14 protein-coding genes are annotated in these 17,577 nt (G+C 42.8%); 8 read left to right on the forward strand and 6 right to left on the reverse strand.

Going from position 1 to position 17,577, the window contains the following annotated elements:
- Nucleotides 1-36: 36 nt before the first annotated feature.
- From FQ082_RS06550 to FQ082_RS06560, 3 genes are all read right to left on the reverse strand, one after another.
- Complete coding sequence (locus FQ082_RS06550; protein ID WP_020442635.1) at nt 37-1,218, reverse strand: thiolase family protein; 1,182 nt, start codon at nt 1,216-1,218, stop codon at nt 37-39.
- Nucleotides 1,219-1,276: 58 nt separating this feature from the next.
- Nucleotides 1,277-2,623, reverse strand: coding sequence for a homoserine dehydrogenase (locus tag FQ082_RS06555; RefSeq protein WP_020442636.1), 1,347 nt, complete (start codon nt 2,621-2,623; stop codon nt 1,277-1,279).
- Nucleotides 2,624-2,837: 214 nt separating this feature from the next.
- A complete protein-coding gene (locus FQ082_RS06560; protein WP_149492494.1) occupies nt 2,838-3,695 on the reverse strand; it encodes a DsbC family protein in 858 nt (285 codons plus the stop codon).
- 425 nt (nt 3,696-4,120) lie between these two features.
- On the opposite strand from FQ082_RS06560, the gene FQ082_RS06565 reads away from it, so the two are divergent.
- Nucleotides 4,121-5,044, forward strand: a complete 924-nt coding sequence (locus FQ082_RS06565; RefSeq protein ID WP_149492495.1) for a DUF808 domain-containing protein — start codon at nt 4,121-4,123, stop codon at nt 5,042-5,044.
- Between the two features lie 118 nt (nt 5,045-5,162).
- On the opposite strand, the gene FQ082_RS06570 is transcribed toward FQ082_RS06565, so the two are convergent.
- On the reverse strand, nt 5,163-9,503 hold the full coding sequence (locus FQ082_RS06570; RefSeq protein WP_149492496.1) for an Rne/Rng family ribonuclease: 4,341 nt from the start codon (nt 9,501-9,503) through the stop codon (nt 5,163-5,165).
- Between the two features lie 568 nt (nt 9,504-10,071).
- Between FQ082_RS06570 and FQ082_RS06575 the strand changes: the two genes are divergently transcribed.
- From FQ082_RS06575 to FQ082_RS06585, 3 genes are all read left to right on the forward strand, one after another.
- Nucleotides 10,072-10,329: a hypothetical protein gene (locus tag FQ082_RS06575; protein WP_149492497.1), complete on the forward strand. Its 258-nt coding sequence runs from the start codon at nt 10,072-10,074 to the stop codon at nt 10,327-10,329.
- A gap of 381 nt (nt 10,330-10,710) precedes the next feature.
- Nucleotides 10,711-11,727, forward strand: a complete 1,017-nt coding sequence (locus tag FQ082_RS06580) for an RluA family pseudouridine synthase (protein ID WP_149492498.1) — start codon at nt 10,711-10,713, stop codon at nt 11,725-11,727.
- A gap of 135 nt (nt 11,728-11,862) precedes the next feature.
- Nucleotides 11,863-12,567: an HAD family hydrolase gene (locus FQ082_RS06585; RefSeq protein WP_149492499.1), complete on the forward strand. Its 705-nt coding sequence runs from the start codon at nt 11,863-11,865 to the stop codon at nt 12,565-12,567.
- Nucleotides 12,568-12,674: 107 nt separating this feature from the next.
- Here FQ082_RS06585 and yihA read toward each other — a convergent pair whose 3' ends face one another.
- On the reverse strand, nt 12,675-13,445 hold the full coding sequence (gene yihA / locus FQ082_RS06590; protein WP_220432356.1) for a ribosome biogenesis GTP-binding protein YihA/YsxC: 771 nt from the start codon (nt 13,443-13,445) through the stop codon (nt 12,675-12,677).
- Between the two features lie 411 nt (nt 13,446-13,856).
- On the opposite strand from yihA, the gene FQ082_RS06595 reads away from it, so the two are divergent.
- From FQ082_RS06595 to FQ082_RS06610, 4 genes are all read left to right on the forward strand, one after another.
- Entirely contained in the window at nt 13,857-14,192 is a 336-nt protein-coding gene (locus FQ082_RS06595; RefSeq protein WP_149492500.1) for a c-type cytochrome, read from the forward strand.
- Nucleotides 14,193-14,534: 342 nt separating this feature from the next.
- On the forward strand, nt 14,535-15,203 hold the full coding sequence (locus tag FQ082_RS06600) for a c-type cytochrome (protein ID WP_011512659.1): 669 nt from the start codon (nt 14,535-14,537) through the stop codon (nt 15,201-15,203).
- 256 nt (nt 15,204-15,459) lie between these two features.
- Nucleotides 15,460-16,602 carry a hypothetical protein gene (locus FQ082_RS06605; protein WP_149492501.1) on the forward strand — a complete coding sequence of 381 codons (1,143 nt, stop codon included), beginning with the start codon at nt 15,460-15,462 and terminating at the stop codon, nt 16,600-16,602.
- Nucleotides 16,590-16,994 (forward strand): RnfH family protein, encoded by a 405-nt coding sequence (locus tag FQ082_RS06610; protein WP_149492502.1) that lies wholly within the window; start codon nt 16,590-16,592, stop codon nt 16,992-16,994. Before FQ082_RS06605 ends, FQ082_RS06610 begins: the two co-directional genes overlap by 13 nt.
- 25 nt (nt 16,995-17,019) lie before the next feature.
- Here FQ082_RS06610 and FQ082_RS06615 read toward each other — a convergent pair whose 3' ends face one another.
- Complete coding sequence (locus FQ082_RS06615) at nt 17,020-17,436, reverse strand: outer membrane protein assembly factor BamE (protein ID WP_149492503.1); 417 nt, start codon at nt 17,434-17,436, stop codon at nt 17,020-17,022.
- Nucleotides 17,437-17,577: the final 141 nt, after the last annotated feature.

The following is a 17,577-nucleotide window of genomic DNA, read 5'->3' on the forward strand; positions in this document are numbered from 1 at the left end:
TAAAAATTTACAGCATACCGATCATTTTAAAATAGCTTAAGCCAATTCGATTGCTACTGCTACTGCTTCGCCGCCACCGATACACAGTGTAGCAACGCCTTTTTTGCCACCAGTACGCTTTAGGGAGTTAATAAGCGTCACTAGGATACGAGCGCCTGAACAGCCCACTGGATGACCAAGGGCACAAGCACCGCCTTCTATGTTTACTTTAGCATGTTCGATGTTTAGCTCATCCATTGCTGCCATCGTCACCATGGCAAATGCTTCATTGATTTCCCATAAATCGACATCAGCGACTGACCAGCCAGCACTTGCCAATACTTTTTCAATCGCGCCAACTGGGGCAATAGTGAACTCGCTTGGATGACGAGAATTAGAGGCAGTCGCGATGATACGCGCTTGATACTCTAGACCTTCTTCTTTGGCTTGTGACTCTTTCATCAATACAACAGCTGCAGCACCGTCTGAGATAGAGCTGGCGTTTGCTGCGGTGATGGTACCGTCTTTTGCAAAGGCAGGACGCAAAGTAGGGATGCGCTCAGCATTAGCAAGGGCAGGCTGCTCATCGGTATCAACCGTTTGCTCGCCTTTACGAGTTTTGAACGTAACTGGTTCAATTTCATCTTTGAAATGATTGTCTTTGATCGCTGTAAGTGCACGATTTAGCGACTCAATAGCAAAATTATCCATTTGTTCGCGCGTATAGCCTTTTTCATCCGCCATTTCTTGTGCAAATTGACCCATTAACTTACCAGTATCGGCATCTTCTAGACCGTCTAAGAACATATGATCTTTGACTTCTTTATGTCCCATGCGATAACCACCACGCGAACCTGGCATGATATAAGGCGCATTGGTCATCGACTCCATACCGCCAGCAACAGCAACCTTAAAGCTTCCGGCTTTGATACCGTCATGCGCTTGCATAACTGCTTTTAGACCTGAGCCGCACAGCTTATTGATGGTAACTGCACCCGTCGCATCAGACAAGCCAGCTTTGCGCATCGCTTGACGCGCAGGACCTTGACCCAAACCTGCGGTTAAGATACAGCCCATAATAACTTCATCAATATTATCAACATTAACGCCTGAACGCTCAACAGCTGCTTTGATAGCCGCTGCGCCCAAATCTGTGGCGCTTATGTCTGTCAATGCGCCTTGGAAGCCGCCCATTGGGGTGCGAGCGCCGTTTAAGATTACAATTGCATCATGTGACATTGTTATTTCCTTTTTTGAGTATTTTAATCCAACATATTTGATTGATTAAAGCATATTTTTACGCCAGCTCATCTAAGCGTATGCGTACTACTTTATCAGTAATGGTGTCTAACTTCTCGATTTTTTCGATGGCAAGATTCATCTGACTCTCAACCACTGGCAGCGTTAAAATAATCACTGGCACTTGCCCAAGCTTATGCGCCGGTTTTTGTAAAATAGCATCGATATTGATACCGGCATCACTCAAGATACGGGTAATATCTGCCAATACTCCAGGACTGTCATAGGCATGTACACGTAGATAATATCCGGTAATCATTTGTTCAGCACGCAATATTGGCGTATCTGACAATTTTTCAGGGATAAAGGCTAAGTGCGGTACATGATGACCATTGCTGTTTTGTTGGTCAGCATCTTTACATCCTAATACACGCACTAAATCCATCACATCTGCCATCACTGCAGAAGCCGTTGCGCCTGCACCCGCGCCGTCACCGCAATATAACGTCTGACCGAGAGGGTGAGAGTTCACCAGTACGGCATTCTTTACGCCATTAACATTAGCAAGTAGGGCGTTCTGTGGAATCAGCGTTGGGTGTACACGCAGCTCAATACCGGCGCTGTCGTCCCCGCTGCCATTTCCTGCACGGCGAACTGCAAAGCCCAAGTGCTTAATACGATAGCCAAGCTCTTCAGCGTAATTGACATCCTGCAAAGTAATACCGGTAATACCTTCACAGTAGACTTTGTCAAACTGCAATGGAATACCAAAGGCGATAGAGGCAAGTAGCGCCAGCTTGTGCGCCGCATCGATACCTTCAACGTCAAAAGTAGGGTCTGCTTCAGCATAACCAAGTGCTTGCGCCTCGTTCAGTACATCGGCAAACGGACGACCTTTATCGCGCATCTCTGTCATGATAAAGTTGCCCGTACCATTAATGATACCCGCTAGCCAATCAATTTTATTGGCAGCTAAACCTTCACGCATGACCTTAATAATTGGAATACCACCTGCTACGGCTGCTTCATAGGCGACATGAACATTATGCTGCTCAGCAAAAGCAAAAATCTCATTGCCATGCTCAGCCAATAACGCTTTATTTGCGGTCACCACATGCTTGCCATTTTTGATGGCGTGCATAATAACGTCTTTTGCAAGGGTCGTACCGCCGATCAATTCGATAACAATATCGACATTGTCACTGGCAGCGGTTGCCATCAGATCACTGTTTTGCATAATATTGGGATTAATGTCATCACGCTGACGACGAATACCAACTTCGGTAATCACAATGTCGCGTCCGCTACGACGTTTTAGTTCATCTAAATTATCATTGATTAGATTGACCACGCCCGTTCCGACGGTGCCTAAACCAAGTATCGCTAGTTTGATGGATTTGCTCACAGGATCCTCAAGAGATTAAATAGTGGGATAAAAAACGCTGCTATGAAAGATCTTGAAACTACAAGAATCACTAACATAAATAAGCGCTTATATAGAAATTATATGGCTAAGTTTGCCTAGCGCTTTATCCTATCATACCGATAAGCAGTTGTGACGTCTACACAATGTCGCCACCGTCATACATATCACAAATACTTAAAGCATATAACCGTCTTTAGTTAGCGCCAACTGCTTCTGCCAATTGAGCTGCAGGTAGATAGCCGCCTACTTGCTGTCCTGCTTCAGTAAAGATAGCGGGCGTACCTCGCACACCAAGTTTTGCACCTAATGCCATCTGTTCTTGCACAGGATTGGCACAGCTAGGCGCTTGCACATCGGCGCCAGCTTTCCCCTGATTCATTGCCGCCTTACGATCTTGACTACACCAAATAGCTTCCATTTTTGGCACTGATTCTTGGCTACGTGGCCATGCCAAATAACGTACCTCGATGCCACGTGTATTAATATCATCCATCTCTTCATGCAATTTACGGCAATAACCACAATCTGCATCTGTAAAGGCGTAAACCACAGCTTTAATCGCGCCTTTTGCTGGATAAATAACCATGTCTTTTTTGTCGACTGCTTTTAACGCTTCTTGGGCAGTACTGGCCAACAACGCGGCACTAATATCCACAGGCGCTTCTGCACCAACCGCGATGATTTGCCCTTGAATAATATGCTTGCCCGCCTTATCCGTAAAAAAAGAAGGCAATCCTTCAGCTGTCACCCAATAAATACCAGTCATATCGGTTGGTACAGCTGAGAGAATAGTCTCTTCAATACCAGAAGCCTTTAAATTGGCTTGCAAAGACTTTACTACTTTAGCATCGCTGTCCTTAGAAACCGCAGCAGTACTCGTTTTGGCTTTGCTGCTATTGACAAGATCTGTATTGCTGGTCGCATCTGCTGCATTATTAGAGCAGCCAGCTGCAACGATAACCAGCAAGGCAGCACTCATAACACGAGTAAGAGGACTGCGAGAAAATGTATCACGGTTGAGATTGGTTTTAGAAAAAGGCGCTAAGAACATAGGATGTTTCCTTTAGGCAGTCATGCCTAATCAAGATTTTGGTAGCAAAAAGGTAATGAAGATTTTTTGGAATTTTGATCTAACATGATGACTAGATCGAGCCATAAGAGGTAATAAATTTTTACAGTTTATTGATAACAAAATTTTACAGTTTATTGATAACAAAAGATAACTAATAATCAGCCTCATATTAGCATATTTTTATAAATAACCGCGAAAGCCTGGATAACGGTCTTGTTAAATACACAATTTGTAGCTATTCGTTAAGAAAACATAAATAAAATACATTTGTGCTATTTCATATCATTTTATGTCTAGGTAGGCTACTGCTTATAACTGTGTTTTATGACTGACCATATTTTACGACAGAGTCATCTGTTATTTGAAAATTTACTTATTGAAGCAATTTAGCTTAAGGAGCAACTATGGCAGGTGCCAGTTTATTAACCTTACTTGATGATATCAGTGTAATCTTGGATGACGTTTCGGTCATGACCAAAATCGCCGCCAAAAAAACGGCAGGAGTGTTGGGTGATGACTTAGCGCTTAACGCTGAGCAAGTCTCAGGCGTCAAAGCAAACCGTGAGCTTCCCGTTGTTTGGGCGGTTGCCAAAGGCTCATTTATTAATAAGCTCATTTTGGTCCCAGCGGCGTTACTTATCAGTGCCATTTACCCGCCATTAATTACGTTTTTATTAATGTGTGGTGGGTTGTTTTTGGTTTATGAAGGTGCTGAAAAAGTCATTCACCGCTTTTGGCCACATGCTTTACCGCATGATGAAGAGCAAGAAGCTCGTCGAAAAGCCAATGCCGATGAAACAGTAGACTTGGTTGCTTTTGAAAAAGAAAAAATCAAAGGGGCAATACGTACCGATTTTATTTTATCAGCAGAAATCATTGTGATTGCATTGGGTGCTACTGCTAGCGCAACTTTGCTAGAGCGCAGTTTGGTACTGTCTATTTTAGCGATTAGTATTACCGTTGGTATTTATGGTCTGGTTGCTGGTATTGTCAAGGTTGATGATGTTGGTTTACATATGATGGAAAAAGAAGGCGCATTTACTCAAAAGGTCGGTAAGGTTTTATTTGCTGCAGCGCCCAAATTAATGAAATTTCTATCTATCGCTGGTACCTTGGCGATGTTCTTAGTCGGTGGTGGTATCTTAGTGCATGGTATTAATTTCTTATATCATGGTGTTGAAGATATTGCGCATTTGACCGGTATCTTTGAAAGTTTCACTACCGCCTTATTGAATGGTGTTATTGGCTTTATTATTGGTGCGATCATCGTTGCACTCTTGACGGTTATTGGTAAAATACGCAACAAGGATGAATCTGCTGCTCATTAATAGCTTTAGTTATTAATCGACAATATTAAATAAGCTCTTATATTCAATCCAATAAAAAAAGCCCCAAAGTTGCTGACAACTTTGGGGCTTTTGCTTTTTAGACAGGGTTAACTTACGATTAGCTCTCTCTATTAGAGTTATCTGAATCATCTGACTCAAGTTTTTCAGCTTGCGTCGGCTTTTTATGGTCAGCTTTTGGCTTACGGGCACGAGCCTTTGGTACTTTAGGCGTTGTTAAGTTGAACATGCCTTTTTGTGGTAGTAATTGCTCTGCCACATTTTCAATCATGTTTTTATAACTGGCTATGGTCGTTTTTGACTTGGCTGCTTGACTGTCGTCTTTCAGAGAAGGCGGTACTATTGATTCAGCATCTTGTACAGTCTCACTTTGCTCGACAGTAACGTTTGCAGCCTCAGCAGCGTCGACGTCGATCATTTTGATTTCAGCCACATCATTTTCGACACTTTTGATACTTTTGATATCAGTGCTTTCGATATGAGCTTGCACTGCATCTACTTCTGCTAACGTTTGCTCAGCATCTAATAACTGCTTGCTTTGATCACTGACAGCATCTGCTTGAGCTTGATTGGCCAGAGCATCAGCTTCTACTTCATGCGCATCAATATCGATACCCGTTTGAACGGGCTCGTTATTTGCCACATCAGTAACCGCCAATACCGCTGATTCTTTATAATCAGGATGCTGACCACGTGGATCGTTGCTAGCACGTTTACTGATAGCACGAGGCTCTACTGATGTTTTACCTTGGGACGCTGCAAACTGACTGACGGCTTTTGTCATTGACTCAAAACGTGCAATGTAGTCCGCTGCCAAAGGCTGATAGCCATAGTTACTAAAGTCAAAGTCGCTATGAGCAACTGGTTTAATAGCCACTTGCTTGTCAGCGCTGTCTTTAACTAGCGTCTGCTCTAGATGCTTAGCGATAGCAGCATTAAAGCAGCTGATGACACCGTCTGTCGCTAAGCGATTTTCTGCCTCTGCTAAGGTTGCACGGATAAATTCACCAACCGTACCACGAATGGTAGGCGCGCGTTCACTAACTTGCACATCTTGCTCATTTGCGTGAGACGCTTTAGCAAATGATGCTTGCACCTGTTGAAGACGTACGACGCGTGGGTCATTACTGGCTTGACCAAACTTATTTGCCGCAACGTAGCGTTCAGCAAATAAAGCATCACGGCTAAGCTCAAGTACTGCCTGACTGCTACTATCCTCGGCAGCAACTTCGTTAGAATCCACGACTACATTTTCTTCGGTAGTATTTGCAGCAACATGAGCCTTCTGAGTGGTTTCGATTGGCACTGCCTTTTCTACTTGTACCGCTACTACTTCTTGAGTTGATGCAGTATTCTCGGCTTCACTGTCCATGCTGCTTTTTGTATTAGCTCGTTCATCTACAGCAGGTTTGTGGCTACCAGTTTTATCGCCGCTTTTATCGTCTTCTTTCGAAGTAGGTTGATCCGCTTTGTCGGGAGTAGCGCTTTTTTCTACTTGATCGACCTGAGTAGTATTGACTTGTGCAGAGACTTTTTCAGAAGTTTCTGCTTGGACGCTACTTTGTTGTGTGTTATCAGATGCATCACTGCTGGTATCAATCGTTTTAGCAGTTTGCTGCGCTGGTTTGTTCTCGATTAACTTTTGCTTATCTGCATGCTGCTCAGTATTATTCTCTGAACGCTTCTTTTCAGCATCCGTATCACTTTCAATTACTGCTTGCTTGTGAGTCGCTTGGCGTGAGGCAGACTTGCTATCATCTAATGACAAATGTACCACTTCTGGTGATTTGAGCTCACTAGTAGCTTCATTCACCTGTAATACTACTTCATTAGGGTCTTGGTTGCGACGTGCATTAGACTGGTGTTTGTTGCTGTTAGCATTTTTAGGGGCTTGCTGATTGTTTTGCTTAGAATCAGCTGCCGTTAAAGTTTCACCGCGCTCAAGCTTGCCACGTGATCCACGTTGACTGTTCGATTTGCGCTTAGTACGAGTTTGCTCTTCTACTACATTATCAGAGCTGTCAGAACGACTGCTGTCGCTGACACTGGTTGCATTAACACTGGTCGGATTAGCGTTGTCTTCATTTGTATTACGATTATTGTCTTGGCGATTGTTGCGATTACGATCGCTATGACGTCTATTATCCTGCTGACGTTTATCTTGATTGTTAGCTTTGTCATCAGTGCTAGCGCTGCTGTCAGCCGTATTGCTATTGGCGCTATTCTCAGTTTCATCTGCCTGCTCTTTTCTTTGACGCGGCTTAGATGGTCTTGATTTGCGAGGTTTACGTCTTCTTCTTTCTTCAGCGTCACTGCTATCATCAGTACTACTCTCAGCAGAACGTGTCAGTTGACGATTCTGCTCATTACTACTTTGCTGATTAGTTGATGGCTGAGGCGTTGCAGTATTTTGACTATTATTATTGTTCGCTAAAGCCGTATTATCCACTTGGCCAAACGAGCCTAGACTTTGTGCTCCGGTATTAACCAATGCTTCAATAGCTTCAGCAGCGTCTCGGCTACTAACACTTGATGTCGTTTGAGCTTGCGGTGCTTGCGCAAATAAATTAGATAACCAAGCAACTGCTTGCGGCTGTGCAGTGGCAATAGCAGTAGGTTGTGGTGCTATTGGCGCTGATGGGGTTGCAACGTTTTGAGAGCTCTGAGGGTTTTGAACGCTTGGAGTCTCTTGAGCCTGTGGCGCACGCGCTGATGTCACATTGCTACTATTGTTATTACTGCGATGTTCATTGCTATGACTGGTACTGTTCTGTTGCGGCTGCGTAGGCGTACTTTGCTGGGCATTAGGACGAGCCTGCGCTTGATCGCTGCTATTTTTATCCGCAGCTTGACGAGGCTGTCGAGTTGGCTGCTGCTCAGGGCGCTCTTTTTCAGCCGTTTGCCAATCAACATTGTATCCAAGCTCGCTATGTTCTTGCAACTGAGTATCGGTGATACGCTCATAGCTTGACGGGGCAAAGCCATCACGATTAAAGTGAAGTTTAAAGTTTGGCGACTCTAAATGCGCATGCGGCAAAATAGTGATACGCGTACCACTGTCTTGTTCAAGATAGACCAAGCTGTCGCGTTTCTCATTCAACAAAAACGCTGCGATATCAGTCGGTACTTCCGCTTGAACTTCACCTTGACGCTCTTTTAGCGCGATTTGCTCAATCTGACGCATGATAGATAATGACAATGAACGCAGGTCGCGAATCATGCCATTACCATGACAGCGTGGGCAGATATAACCGGTTGATTCTTCTAACGACGGACGCAGGCGCTGACGGCTCATTTCCATCAAACCAAACTTAGAAATGTCACCAAACTGGACGCGGGCACGGTCATATTTGGTGGCATCAATCAGACGTTTTTCAACTTCTTTTTGATGTTTGTTGTCATTCATATCAATGAAATCAATGACAATCAAACCGCCCATATCGCGCAGGCGCAATTGACGGGCAATCTCATCGGCGGCTTCTAGATTGGTATGGTAAGCGGTTTCAGCAACGTCTGAACCTTTGGTAGACTTAGCAGAGTTGATATCGATAGATACCAATGCTTCTGTCTGATCGATAACAATTGAGCCACCTGATGGTAGGCGAACTTCACGCTGATAAGCAGTTTCAATCTGTTTTTCAATGTTAAAGCGCGAAAACATCGGCTCATAATCGGTATATTTGCGTAGTTTTTCAGCCTGTTTTGGCATCACAGCATCGATAAAGCCCGCCGCTTCAATATAAGCGTTTTCGTTATCAATCCAAATCTCGGAGATGTCATCACGTAGATAGTCACGGACAGCACGCGTAACGACGCCCGCTTCTTGATGCACTAGGCGCGGTGATGGATATTTTTGGTTTTGTTCTTGAATGGCTTGCCAGATGTTTAGCAAATGATTTAAATCGTGCTGTAAGTCTTCTTGGGTTTTACCAATACCAGCAGTACGTATGATGACACTCATGCCTTTTGGCAGATCTAAGCTGCCAAGCATACGTTTCATATCTTCACGCAATTTGCCTGAGATTTGACGCGAGATACCACCACCGCGAGGGTTGTTTGGCATTAATACCAGATAACGACCAGCCAATGACACATAAGTTGAGAGGGCAGCGCCTTTATTGCCGCGCTCTTCTTTTTCAACTTGGACGATGAGCTCGTCACCTTCTTTAATCAGCTTTTTGATGTTCTCATCACGTGGATTTCCGCTTAAATATTCGGCAGAGATTTCACGAATCGGCAAGAAGCCTTGGCGCTGTGAGCCATATTCGACAAATACCGCTTCAAGCGAGGGCTCGACACGGGTCACATGACCTTTATAGATATTAGATTTTTTTTGTTCGCGGGTACGGTTTTCGAGATCGAAATCGTATAGATGATTGCCTTTACAGAGAGCAACACGAATCTCTTCGTTTTGGGTGGCGTTGATTAAAATGCGTTTCATAATAGTATCCTATGAGTACGCATAATAACGAAAAGACAGGCTTTAGGGTAAAGTGGCAAGTATTTGCTAATAACAAAATTAGCATGAGCAGATATAAATTAACGAGAGAACGTAAATAAAGCGCGAAAACACTCTTCAAAAGCTTTACTTTCAACCAGTGGCATAACGTCGATGTAGAGAGCATAGGGTGTAAGGCTATTACATATCTATATCTTAATATAATCAGGCTAGTGGTAACGATTAATGTATAAGCAGGGTAGTGATCGTTTATTATCAATATTTCGAACCATGTTGGTGATCAGCACGCTTTGTCATTTTGTCATAGCGGCGCATGGTTACTGATATATAAAGGTATTACTGATACCAAAAAAGCATCGTGCTGGCACAATCAATCAAAGTCTAGCAATAATATTGCTGTCGACTATATAAAACAGTACGATTCAGCAGTTATCCATCTAGGTCAAGCAATTGGTCATTCTTTATTTATCGTTCTTTTGGATATAACGTTAATAATATCTTGGGCGTCTCAAAGCGAGTTCTTGCTGCGTTAGTCATCAGCGGGGCGTACTTGGCAAACAGAATAAATGACCGGCTTATCGGCACGGTGTCTCATGTCTATTCTACTTATCGTCCTCTGTTTGACCACCAATACTCAGGCAGTTATCGAGATTTACAGGGTAATACTCGATTGCACTCTCAACGACCCATACTTGCTCAACTGCACGCGGCTAAAGGACTGTTAGATAATAAATCATCAAATCAAGTCGTTATCATGCGGGTAGTGAGTAAAGGGTATATGGTTGGTTATCGCTTAATAAAAGGCTAATGCCATATTTATAAAGTCGATACTATCTATTATCATAATATTCTGTAAGAAATGCTTCATAAGAATAAATAGTTTTTACTAAAAAATAATTTTTTACTGATAAATATCAGTCATGTTCTTTCAATTTATTAGGTATTATAAAGTATATCTGTTGTTATAACACCCTTAAAATCAGATGAAGCGCCGAGCTTACATAGGTTGTATGAGTCAGCCGATTGTATTGACAAGTGATTAGCCAGTCATAAAATCGATATTTTCCACCTAAAACAACAATCAATTAGCAATGAATTATTGTCTCAGCCTCTGCTTAATTGGCGCTCAACATGTTAAACTATAGCAAATCTTTATGTAATTGCCTAACTAAAAATGACGAACTCAAAAATGACAAACGACGAACCTATCCACGAAGCGCCAGCTATCTTTAATAGCAAAACGCGCCCACAAAGTGCTGACGATGAGATTAGCAACTTCGGCAAGGTTAATTACCTTGAAGTCACGCGTCATCAGCACGACCAGCGCTTGGATAACTTTTTGCTTAATCGCTTAAAAGGTTTGCCAAAACCGCATATCTATAAAATGATTCGCTCAGATGAGATTCGCGTCAATAACAAGCGCTGCAAGGCTCATGACAGAGTGCAGCGTGAAGACGTGGTACGCATTGCGCCAGTGGTACTTGCCACTCGTGAAAAACCTATCATCAGTACTGAATTTGCCAAAAGCTTATTGGCGCGTGTGGTCTATGAAGATGAAGGTTTGATCGTGCTTAATAAACCATCAGGTATTGCGGTTCATGGCGGTAGTGGTCTTGCATTTGGTGTCATTGAAGCCATGCGTGAAGTCACAGGCAAGAAGTATTTAGAGCTGGTGCATCGTATCGATAAAGATACTTCAGGTTTATTGATGATCTCTAAAAAACGCTCTGCACTTAAAGTATTGCAGCAGCATCTGGTCGACAAAACCATTCAAAAGCATTACTTATGTATTGCAAAAGGTCAGCCTACACTTAACGAACAACGTATCGATGCGTCATTGTTGCGTTATACACTGGCAAGCGGTGAGCGCCGCGTTAAGGTGGATACACAAGATCCGCAAACCAAAGAGAGTCAGACTGATATCGTCGTTCATGGTCGTTTTATGATTGCTGAGCAGCCCGTTAGCTTGATTGAAGCCAAGCCGCTCACCGGACGTACCCATCAAATTCGTGTACATTTGGCGCACATTGGTCATGCTATCTTGGGCGATGATAAGTACCATGTACATGATAAATCTGGCGTGCATCGTCTATGCTTACATGCGTGGCGCTTAGATATACCTGGTTATGAGACTATCACTGCGCCTTTACCAGAAGAGATGCTCGACTGGATGCCAGAAGAGATTAAAGCTAATTTGCCTAAATAATCGGCTGCTCAAACAAGCTTTGATTAGATGATATGTTAAGCATCAGCTTTAAACGTCACGATAGCTTATTAAACATAAGTCGCCGTGACGTTTTGCTATCTGCCATTTATTATGATTATTCATGAAGGTCTATTTATGAGCCAAACTACTACAATGATTCCTGCTCAGAGTTCTCAGTCAGCCAACCCGCATCATTTAGCCGATAAGACCTTAATCATATTTGATTGGGACGGTACGCTAATGGATTCAATTGGCTTGATTGTTGAGGCTATGCATGTAGCAGGTGAGGCACATGGCTTCAAGACAACCGATAAGGCCGTCAAAGATATTATCGGGTTAAGTTTAATGAAGGGCATTGAGCTTTTATATCCGTATTCAAGCGATGAGCAAAAACTGCTAATTCAACAAAGTTACGCAGATTATTATATTGCTAACAGCCAGCGTACACCGTTCTTTACGCCGATAGAAAATATGCTACAAACCTTGCAGCAGCAAAATCGTCAGCTTGCAGTTGCGACAGGTAAAAAACGTAAGGGTCTAGATCGTGTTTTAGACGCTTCAGATAGCCATCATTATTTTGTTATGACGCGCTGTGCGGATGAAGCAGGCTCCAAACCTGACCCGCAAATGCTGACGGATATTTTGCAATATACCGAACAGCAAATCTCTGATGCCGTATTTATCGGTGATAGCATTTATGATATTCAAATGGCAAACAGTCTGGGCATGACCAGTATTGCAGTTAATTATGGTACCGCCAGCAGCGACGAGCTTGCCGCACAGCAGCCTACATATCAGGTGGACACGCCCCAAGCGTTGGCACAATTATTATGTGCTTAAATATAAATCGGTGTAAATGATAATCTGCTTAAATGGTAAAAAATGATAACAAAAAAAGGGTTTATCGATAATAACGATAAACCCTTTTTCATTGAAGGATATGAGATTTATTTGCTGTCTTCTTGAGAGCTGTCTTTTTGAAGCGCATCCTGTTCGATTGCGTCTTCTAGCTCATCACCTTCTAGCAACGCAAAAGAGGACTCGATAATTTTGTCTGCATCAAGCTGATACTCATACCAGTTGCCCATAACGCCTGCTAATTCATCCAGACCTTCTTTTCTTAAGGCTGAAAATAGCTGAATACTACAGTTCAGACCCAGTTCTTTCAGTCTTTTACGAGTGTTAAGCAATGCATTTTTAGAGGCACCATACTTTAGCTTATCTGCTTTCGTTAACAAGATATGAACGGGCAGCTCACCATCTTTTGCCCAACGTAGCATTTGCTCATCAAAGAACTTCAATGGATGACGGATATCGCTCATCAGCACCAGACCTGCAAGGCTTGAGCGCGATACCAAGTACTCTTCTAGCTCAACCTGCCATTCTTTTTTCATCTCAAGCGGTACAGCGGCATAGCCATAACCTGGCAAATCTACCAATCGTCTATCAGCATCACCAACATTAAAAAAGTTAATCATCTGCGTACGACCAGGCGTTTTAGATGAGCGTGCCAATTGGCGCTGGTTGGTAAGCGCATTAATGGCAGAAGACTTACCAGCGTTTGAGCGACCAGCAAATGCCACCTCTAATCCTATATCTGCAGGACACAGGCGAAAGGTTGGTGCTGACATCATAAATTCAGTTTGCTGAATACGCTGACGGGCTTTGGTATTAAAAGCCGCATGCTTGGCGGCGACATCGTTGAACGGGGTACTCATAAATGACTCATTACGGTTAAAATTTAGATACTTAAATTTAGATAAAATAGTAAAAGATTTTGCAATTGCTCGGTTAATAGCACAGCATCTTTGGCTACTAATAACCAACTATCAATCTTTCATAAAATAAGGGCTTTAAATTACTGACTATTCTATACTATTAATGCGCTTAGTTATTGAAATAACGGTTATTAGCCGCATATTAATTACAGTAGAGATGTAATTAATATGCGGCTAATAACTCATTTCTCCATTCCTTATCCAAGCGTATTAACAAAGTTAAACTATATTCATATATATTAATTTGACATATATTGTTACAATCTCTATCAGAATAGGTTTATTCACAGATGTTAAGGCACAGAAGCAATGAAGCAAACGTCTGGACGAATGAGCCAATGGAGGTGTCTTATGTTATCGATGACCATGATTTTTGCCAAAGGCAATCGCTTTTTAGTTAGCAGTGTTAGCGCGCTTATCATTAGTGCAGCCATGATAACTGGTGCAGGGGCGGCTAGTACTGCAACGACTTATAATGAGTCCTGCGCTGCGTGTCACGACAGCGGTGCCTTGAATGCGATTAAAAAAGGTGATAGTGCCAAATGGCAGCAGCTAATAAAACAAAAAGGCATGCCTGCACTTATTAGTTCGGTCAAAAATGGTATGATTCAGATGCCAGCTGGTGGGTTGTGCGAAGATTGTAGCAATGATGACTATCGTAAGCTGATTGAGTATATGAGCAAATAATTAGCTAAATATCTATTAAATCATTATTAGCTATTTGCTAAGACATATAAATAAGGCGCAAGGGTCTAGAACCTTTTGCGCTTTTTGCCCTTTATAAACCAGAGATTGAGTCAGTGAGGGGGAAAACTACCCAATGCTACGATTAAGTAGGCAAATAGTAAAAAGTCTTGCTATAATAATCCAAAATAAACCCTGATATTAGTAAGTAATTTCGTGCTGCTTGTGATAAAGACGATAGAATATACGGCTTAGCAACTAAATAATGGCTTTGTGAATATAATGCGTCTACATAATGCAATCACTCTAAACAATGCTTACATCGAGTTAGTAGGATTTGTATCAATGAAAAAGTTAATCGCTGCCGCCAGCTTATGTGTTGCAAGTTTCAGCGTACAAGCTGCTATCACTGTTCCTGAATATGATCTTAATGCCGGCAAACAAATTGCAGAAACTGTCTGTGCTGCTTGTCATGGTGTTGATGGTGTGAGCCCTGTGCCCGCCCAGCCAAATCTTGGTGGTCAAAACGTTAAGTATTTATATAAGCAATTGGTCAATTTTAAAGCAGGCTACCGCAAAAACGGTATCATGCAGTCGCAAGTGGCCAATTTGTCGCAGCAAGATTTAGCCAACGTTGCAGGTTATTACTCAAGCCAGAAACCTTGGGGTGTAGCGTTCGGTAACCCTGCAACCACGCAAGAAGCCAGCAAGTTGTTTTTGGGTGGTGATAAGTCACGCGGTGTCATCGGTTGTGCGGGCTGTCATGGTCCAGACGCAGCGGGTAACGTATGGGCAGCATTTCCACGTTTAGGTGGACAGCATGCTGAATATATTGCCACCCAGTTAAAGCTTTTCCGTGCCGCTGGTCGCGTAGATGATATCGATAGCGACGAGCAAAAGCGTGTCAATGATGCTGCAAAAGAAGGCGAGATGGGCATGATGCAGACCGTTGCTTCTAAACTGTCAGATCGTGATATCCGTATCTTGTCAGATTATGTGAGTGCTATTCACTAATATCAGATAAAGTCGGTGTTCTTCATTGCTATTCTTAAGAAAAGCGCCTTCTACATTGGTTTTAACTGAGTCATTAAACCCCGATTTCGGGGTTTTTTTATAACTGTCAGTCCTTATATAATGGCATATTATTAGTACTTTACTTTATAAAAATAAATCGCCTATATATCAATTTGACGATTAAAAGCTTAAAAGCTATTTATGCTTAACTAATATTACTCAATGTTACTCACCTTGAATCGCTTGGATATAAATTATGATGATTCGCTATGCTTCTTATTTTATTGCAGCGCTGCTACCATTATTGCTTTTTCGCTGGTTTGCACCGGCGTCAATAGGAGAGATTGATTTTTGGCTGTTGTGGCTCTTGGCTATGGTGCTGGTCTCGCTACCGGTCATTTATGCTGAGATAGCATTGGCTTATCGTAGTGCTGAAGCACCTTTGGCGGGTATGCAAAAGCTCACTCGAGAGGCAGATGCCAGCGCCTTTTGGCGTGGCTTTGGTTGGCTTGCTGCCCTCGTAGCCATAATCATTGCAGTGCTTGTGATATCAGGTGCTAGCACGGGTATGTTGACTGCACTTACAGACTTAAATAGCACACCTGAAGTGCCAAGCTTTGCGGTTGCCGCAGGCTTGATAGTCATTGCCGCATTGTTAAGCTTGTTGGGTGTGACACCCTTGCCGATTGGTTTGGGATTAATGCTTATTGGATTGATGTTTGGGGTAGCAAACGGTTTGCCAAATATTACCTTTGCGATGACCAATATTAGCTTGGGAGAATGGGCACGAGCAGTTGCACTAGCACTTGTCAGTGTTGGCGCAGGTACAGGCTTATATTGGTTTGGTCAAAACCGTATCACTAAGCAAGCGGTAGCAGCGGTGGGCGTAGACAATCACTATGCTCAAAATCCCTCTCGTGCTCAGGCGTCAAGCGAATATCGAGCAACTAAGCTGGTGCTACCGATTTGGATATTACAGTTATTGGTAGGGATGGTGGCTTTATTTATCAGTGGTATGACGCTACCACCAATCGGACAGCTACTGTATTGGGCAGGGGTGATTTTTGTCGCCAGTTACTTGCTACATTATAGTACGCAGCAGCTCGCACATAAGTTTGGACTGCTGGTCAGTTTGGTCATAACGGCTGTCATAGCGATAGTGTTGGTCGTTGTCATACCGACTATTTGGCTGTTAGGTATACTAGTTATTCTCAGTACGATAGCCGTATTGTTATTGTCAGTTTTTGCAGGATGGCAAATGAAAATCAGTCATTTGCGCAAGTCTTTAAACTTTGGCAATGAAGCTTTTTATAATTTATGGCGTGTGGCGATACGTTTGATTGTGCCCGTAGCACTCTTATTAGCCTTGATAGGTTGGGTGATGCAGTGGTTAAGCTAACAGCTGATGAGGTTCAAGTTAATAAACTGAATAGTGCTCAACAAGACAACGTTCAGCAAGGCACTGTTCCACAAGCTATTATGATAACGGTATACTTAGCCTATGCTGAAGATGCACAGAGTCAGCATTATCTAACCTTGTCAGTAGCTGATGGCACAACCTTATATGCAGCATTGAAGCAAGCTGGTTGGTTGATACAGTTTGAAGGGCTAGCAAAATGGTGTAATGAGGTAGCTAATGTAGTAGTGCCGACAGCCAAACGTTGGCACGTTGGCATCTATGCGCAAAAACAGCCACTTAACTATCAATTGCAGCCTTTTGATCGGATAGAGGTATATAGAAGCTTAAGCGCTGATCCTATGTCTCAGCGCAAAAGTAAATCTCGAGTCTGAGGATTAAAGCTCGCTATCGAAGCGATTATTTAGGTAGAGACTCTAAACCCTGAATGCGAGTCACTATGCCATTATTATCAAAGTAGACTTTTAGATGCTGACTGGCGTTTTTAACGTCAGCGATACCTTTACGTTGACCTTCAGTCCCTGCTTGATAGTCATAAATATAGTCCCAACGGTTCGGCTCTAAGGTATCTCTAATGGCTGGGCTACCAAGAAGATAAAGTACCTGATTTTGATTCATACCCACTTGTAATTTTTGTGCTTGGGTTTGAGTAATAGGCGTCCCTTGTGGCAAATCAATCTTATAAACACTCAGTAACGAGCAGCCAGACATGGTAACAGCGGCGCCCAATATGCTGGTAATGACAATCTTGCGTAATGCGCTTGAAGAATGAAGCGGACGTAAATTTAGGGTCTTTATCATGGTAAGATGACTCATAAAAAATGGGTTAGGTACGGCTAAGCACAGTAGATACTGGTCTTACCGACAATCTTGGATAAATGATACGTCATTTACTTGCAATTGCCTACCACTTACGACATTATTTACCAAATGTGCGCTGGCATCATTTATTATTAA

The organism is Psychrobacter sp. ANT_H56B (assembly GCF_008369245.1).
GTDB classification, from domain to species: Bacteria; Pseudomonadota; Gammaproteobacteria; order Pseudomonadales; family Moraxellaceae; genus Psychrobacter; species Psychrobacter cryohalolentis.

Excerpts from the sequence above, each read along its gene's own strand:
- yihA (WP_220432356.1), bottom strand. The coding sequence starts at position 13,445 with ATGAGTACCCCGTTCAACGATGTCGCCGCCAAGCATGCGGCTTTTAAT.
- FQ082_RS06570 (WP_149492496.1), bottom strand. The coding sequence starts at position 9,503 with ATGAAACGCATTTTAATCAACGCCACCCAAAACGAAGAGATTCGTGTT.
- FQ082_RS06615 (WP_149492503.1), bottom strand. The coding sequence starts at position 17,436 with ATGAGTCATCTTACCATGATAAAGACCCTAAATTTACGTCCGCTTCAT.
- FQ082_RS06565 (WP_149492495.1), top strand. The coding sequence starts at position 4,121 with ATGGCAGGTGCCAGTTTATTAACCTTACTTGATGATATCAGTGTAATC.
- FQ082_RS06600 (WP_011512659.1), top strand. The coding sequence starts at position 14,535 with ATGAAAAAGTTAATCGCTGCCGCCAGCTTATGTGTTGCAAGTTTCAGC.
- FQ082_RS06550 (WP_020442635.1), bottom strand. The coding sequence starts at position 1,218 with ATGTCACATGATGCAATTGTAATCTTAAACGGCGCTCGCACCCCAATG.
- FQ082_RS06605 (WP_149492501.1), top strand. The coding sequence starts at position 15,460 with ATGATGATTCGCTATGCTTCTTATTTTATTGCAGCGCTGCTACCATTA.
- FQ082_RS06585 (WP_149492499.1), top strand. The coding sequence starts at position 11,863 with ATGAGCCAAACTACTACAATGATTCCTGCTCAGAGTTCTCAGTCAGCC.
- FQ082_RS06595 (WP_149492500.1), top strand. The coding sequence starts at position 13,857 with ATGTTATCGATGACCATGATTTTTGCCAAAGGCAATCGCTTTTTAGTT.
- FQ082_RS06560 (WP_149492494.1), bottom strand. The coding sequence starts at position 3,695 with ATGTTCTTAGCGCCTTTTTCTAAAACCAATCTCAACCGTGATACATTT.
- FQ082_RS06580 (WP_149492498.1), top strand. The coding sequence starts at position 10,711 with ATGACAAACGACGAACCTATCCACGAAGCGCCAGCTATCTTTAATAGC.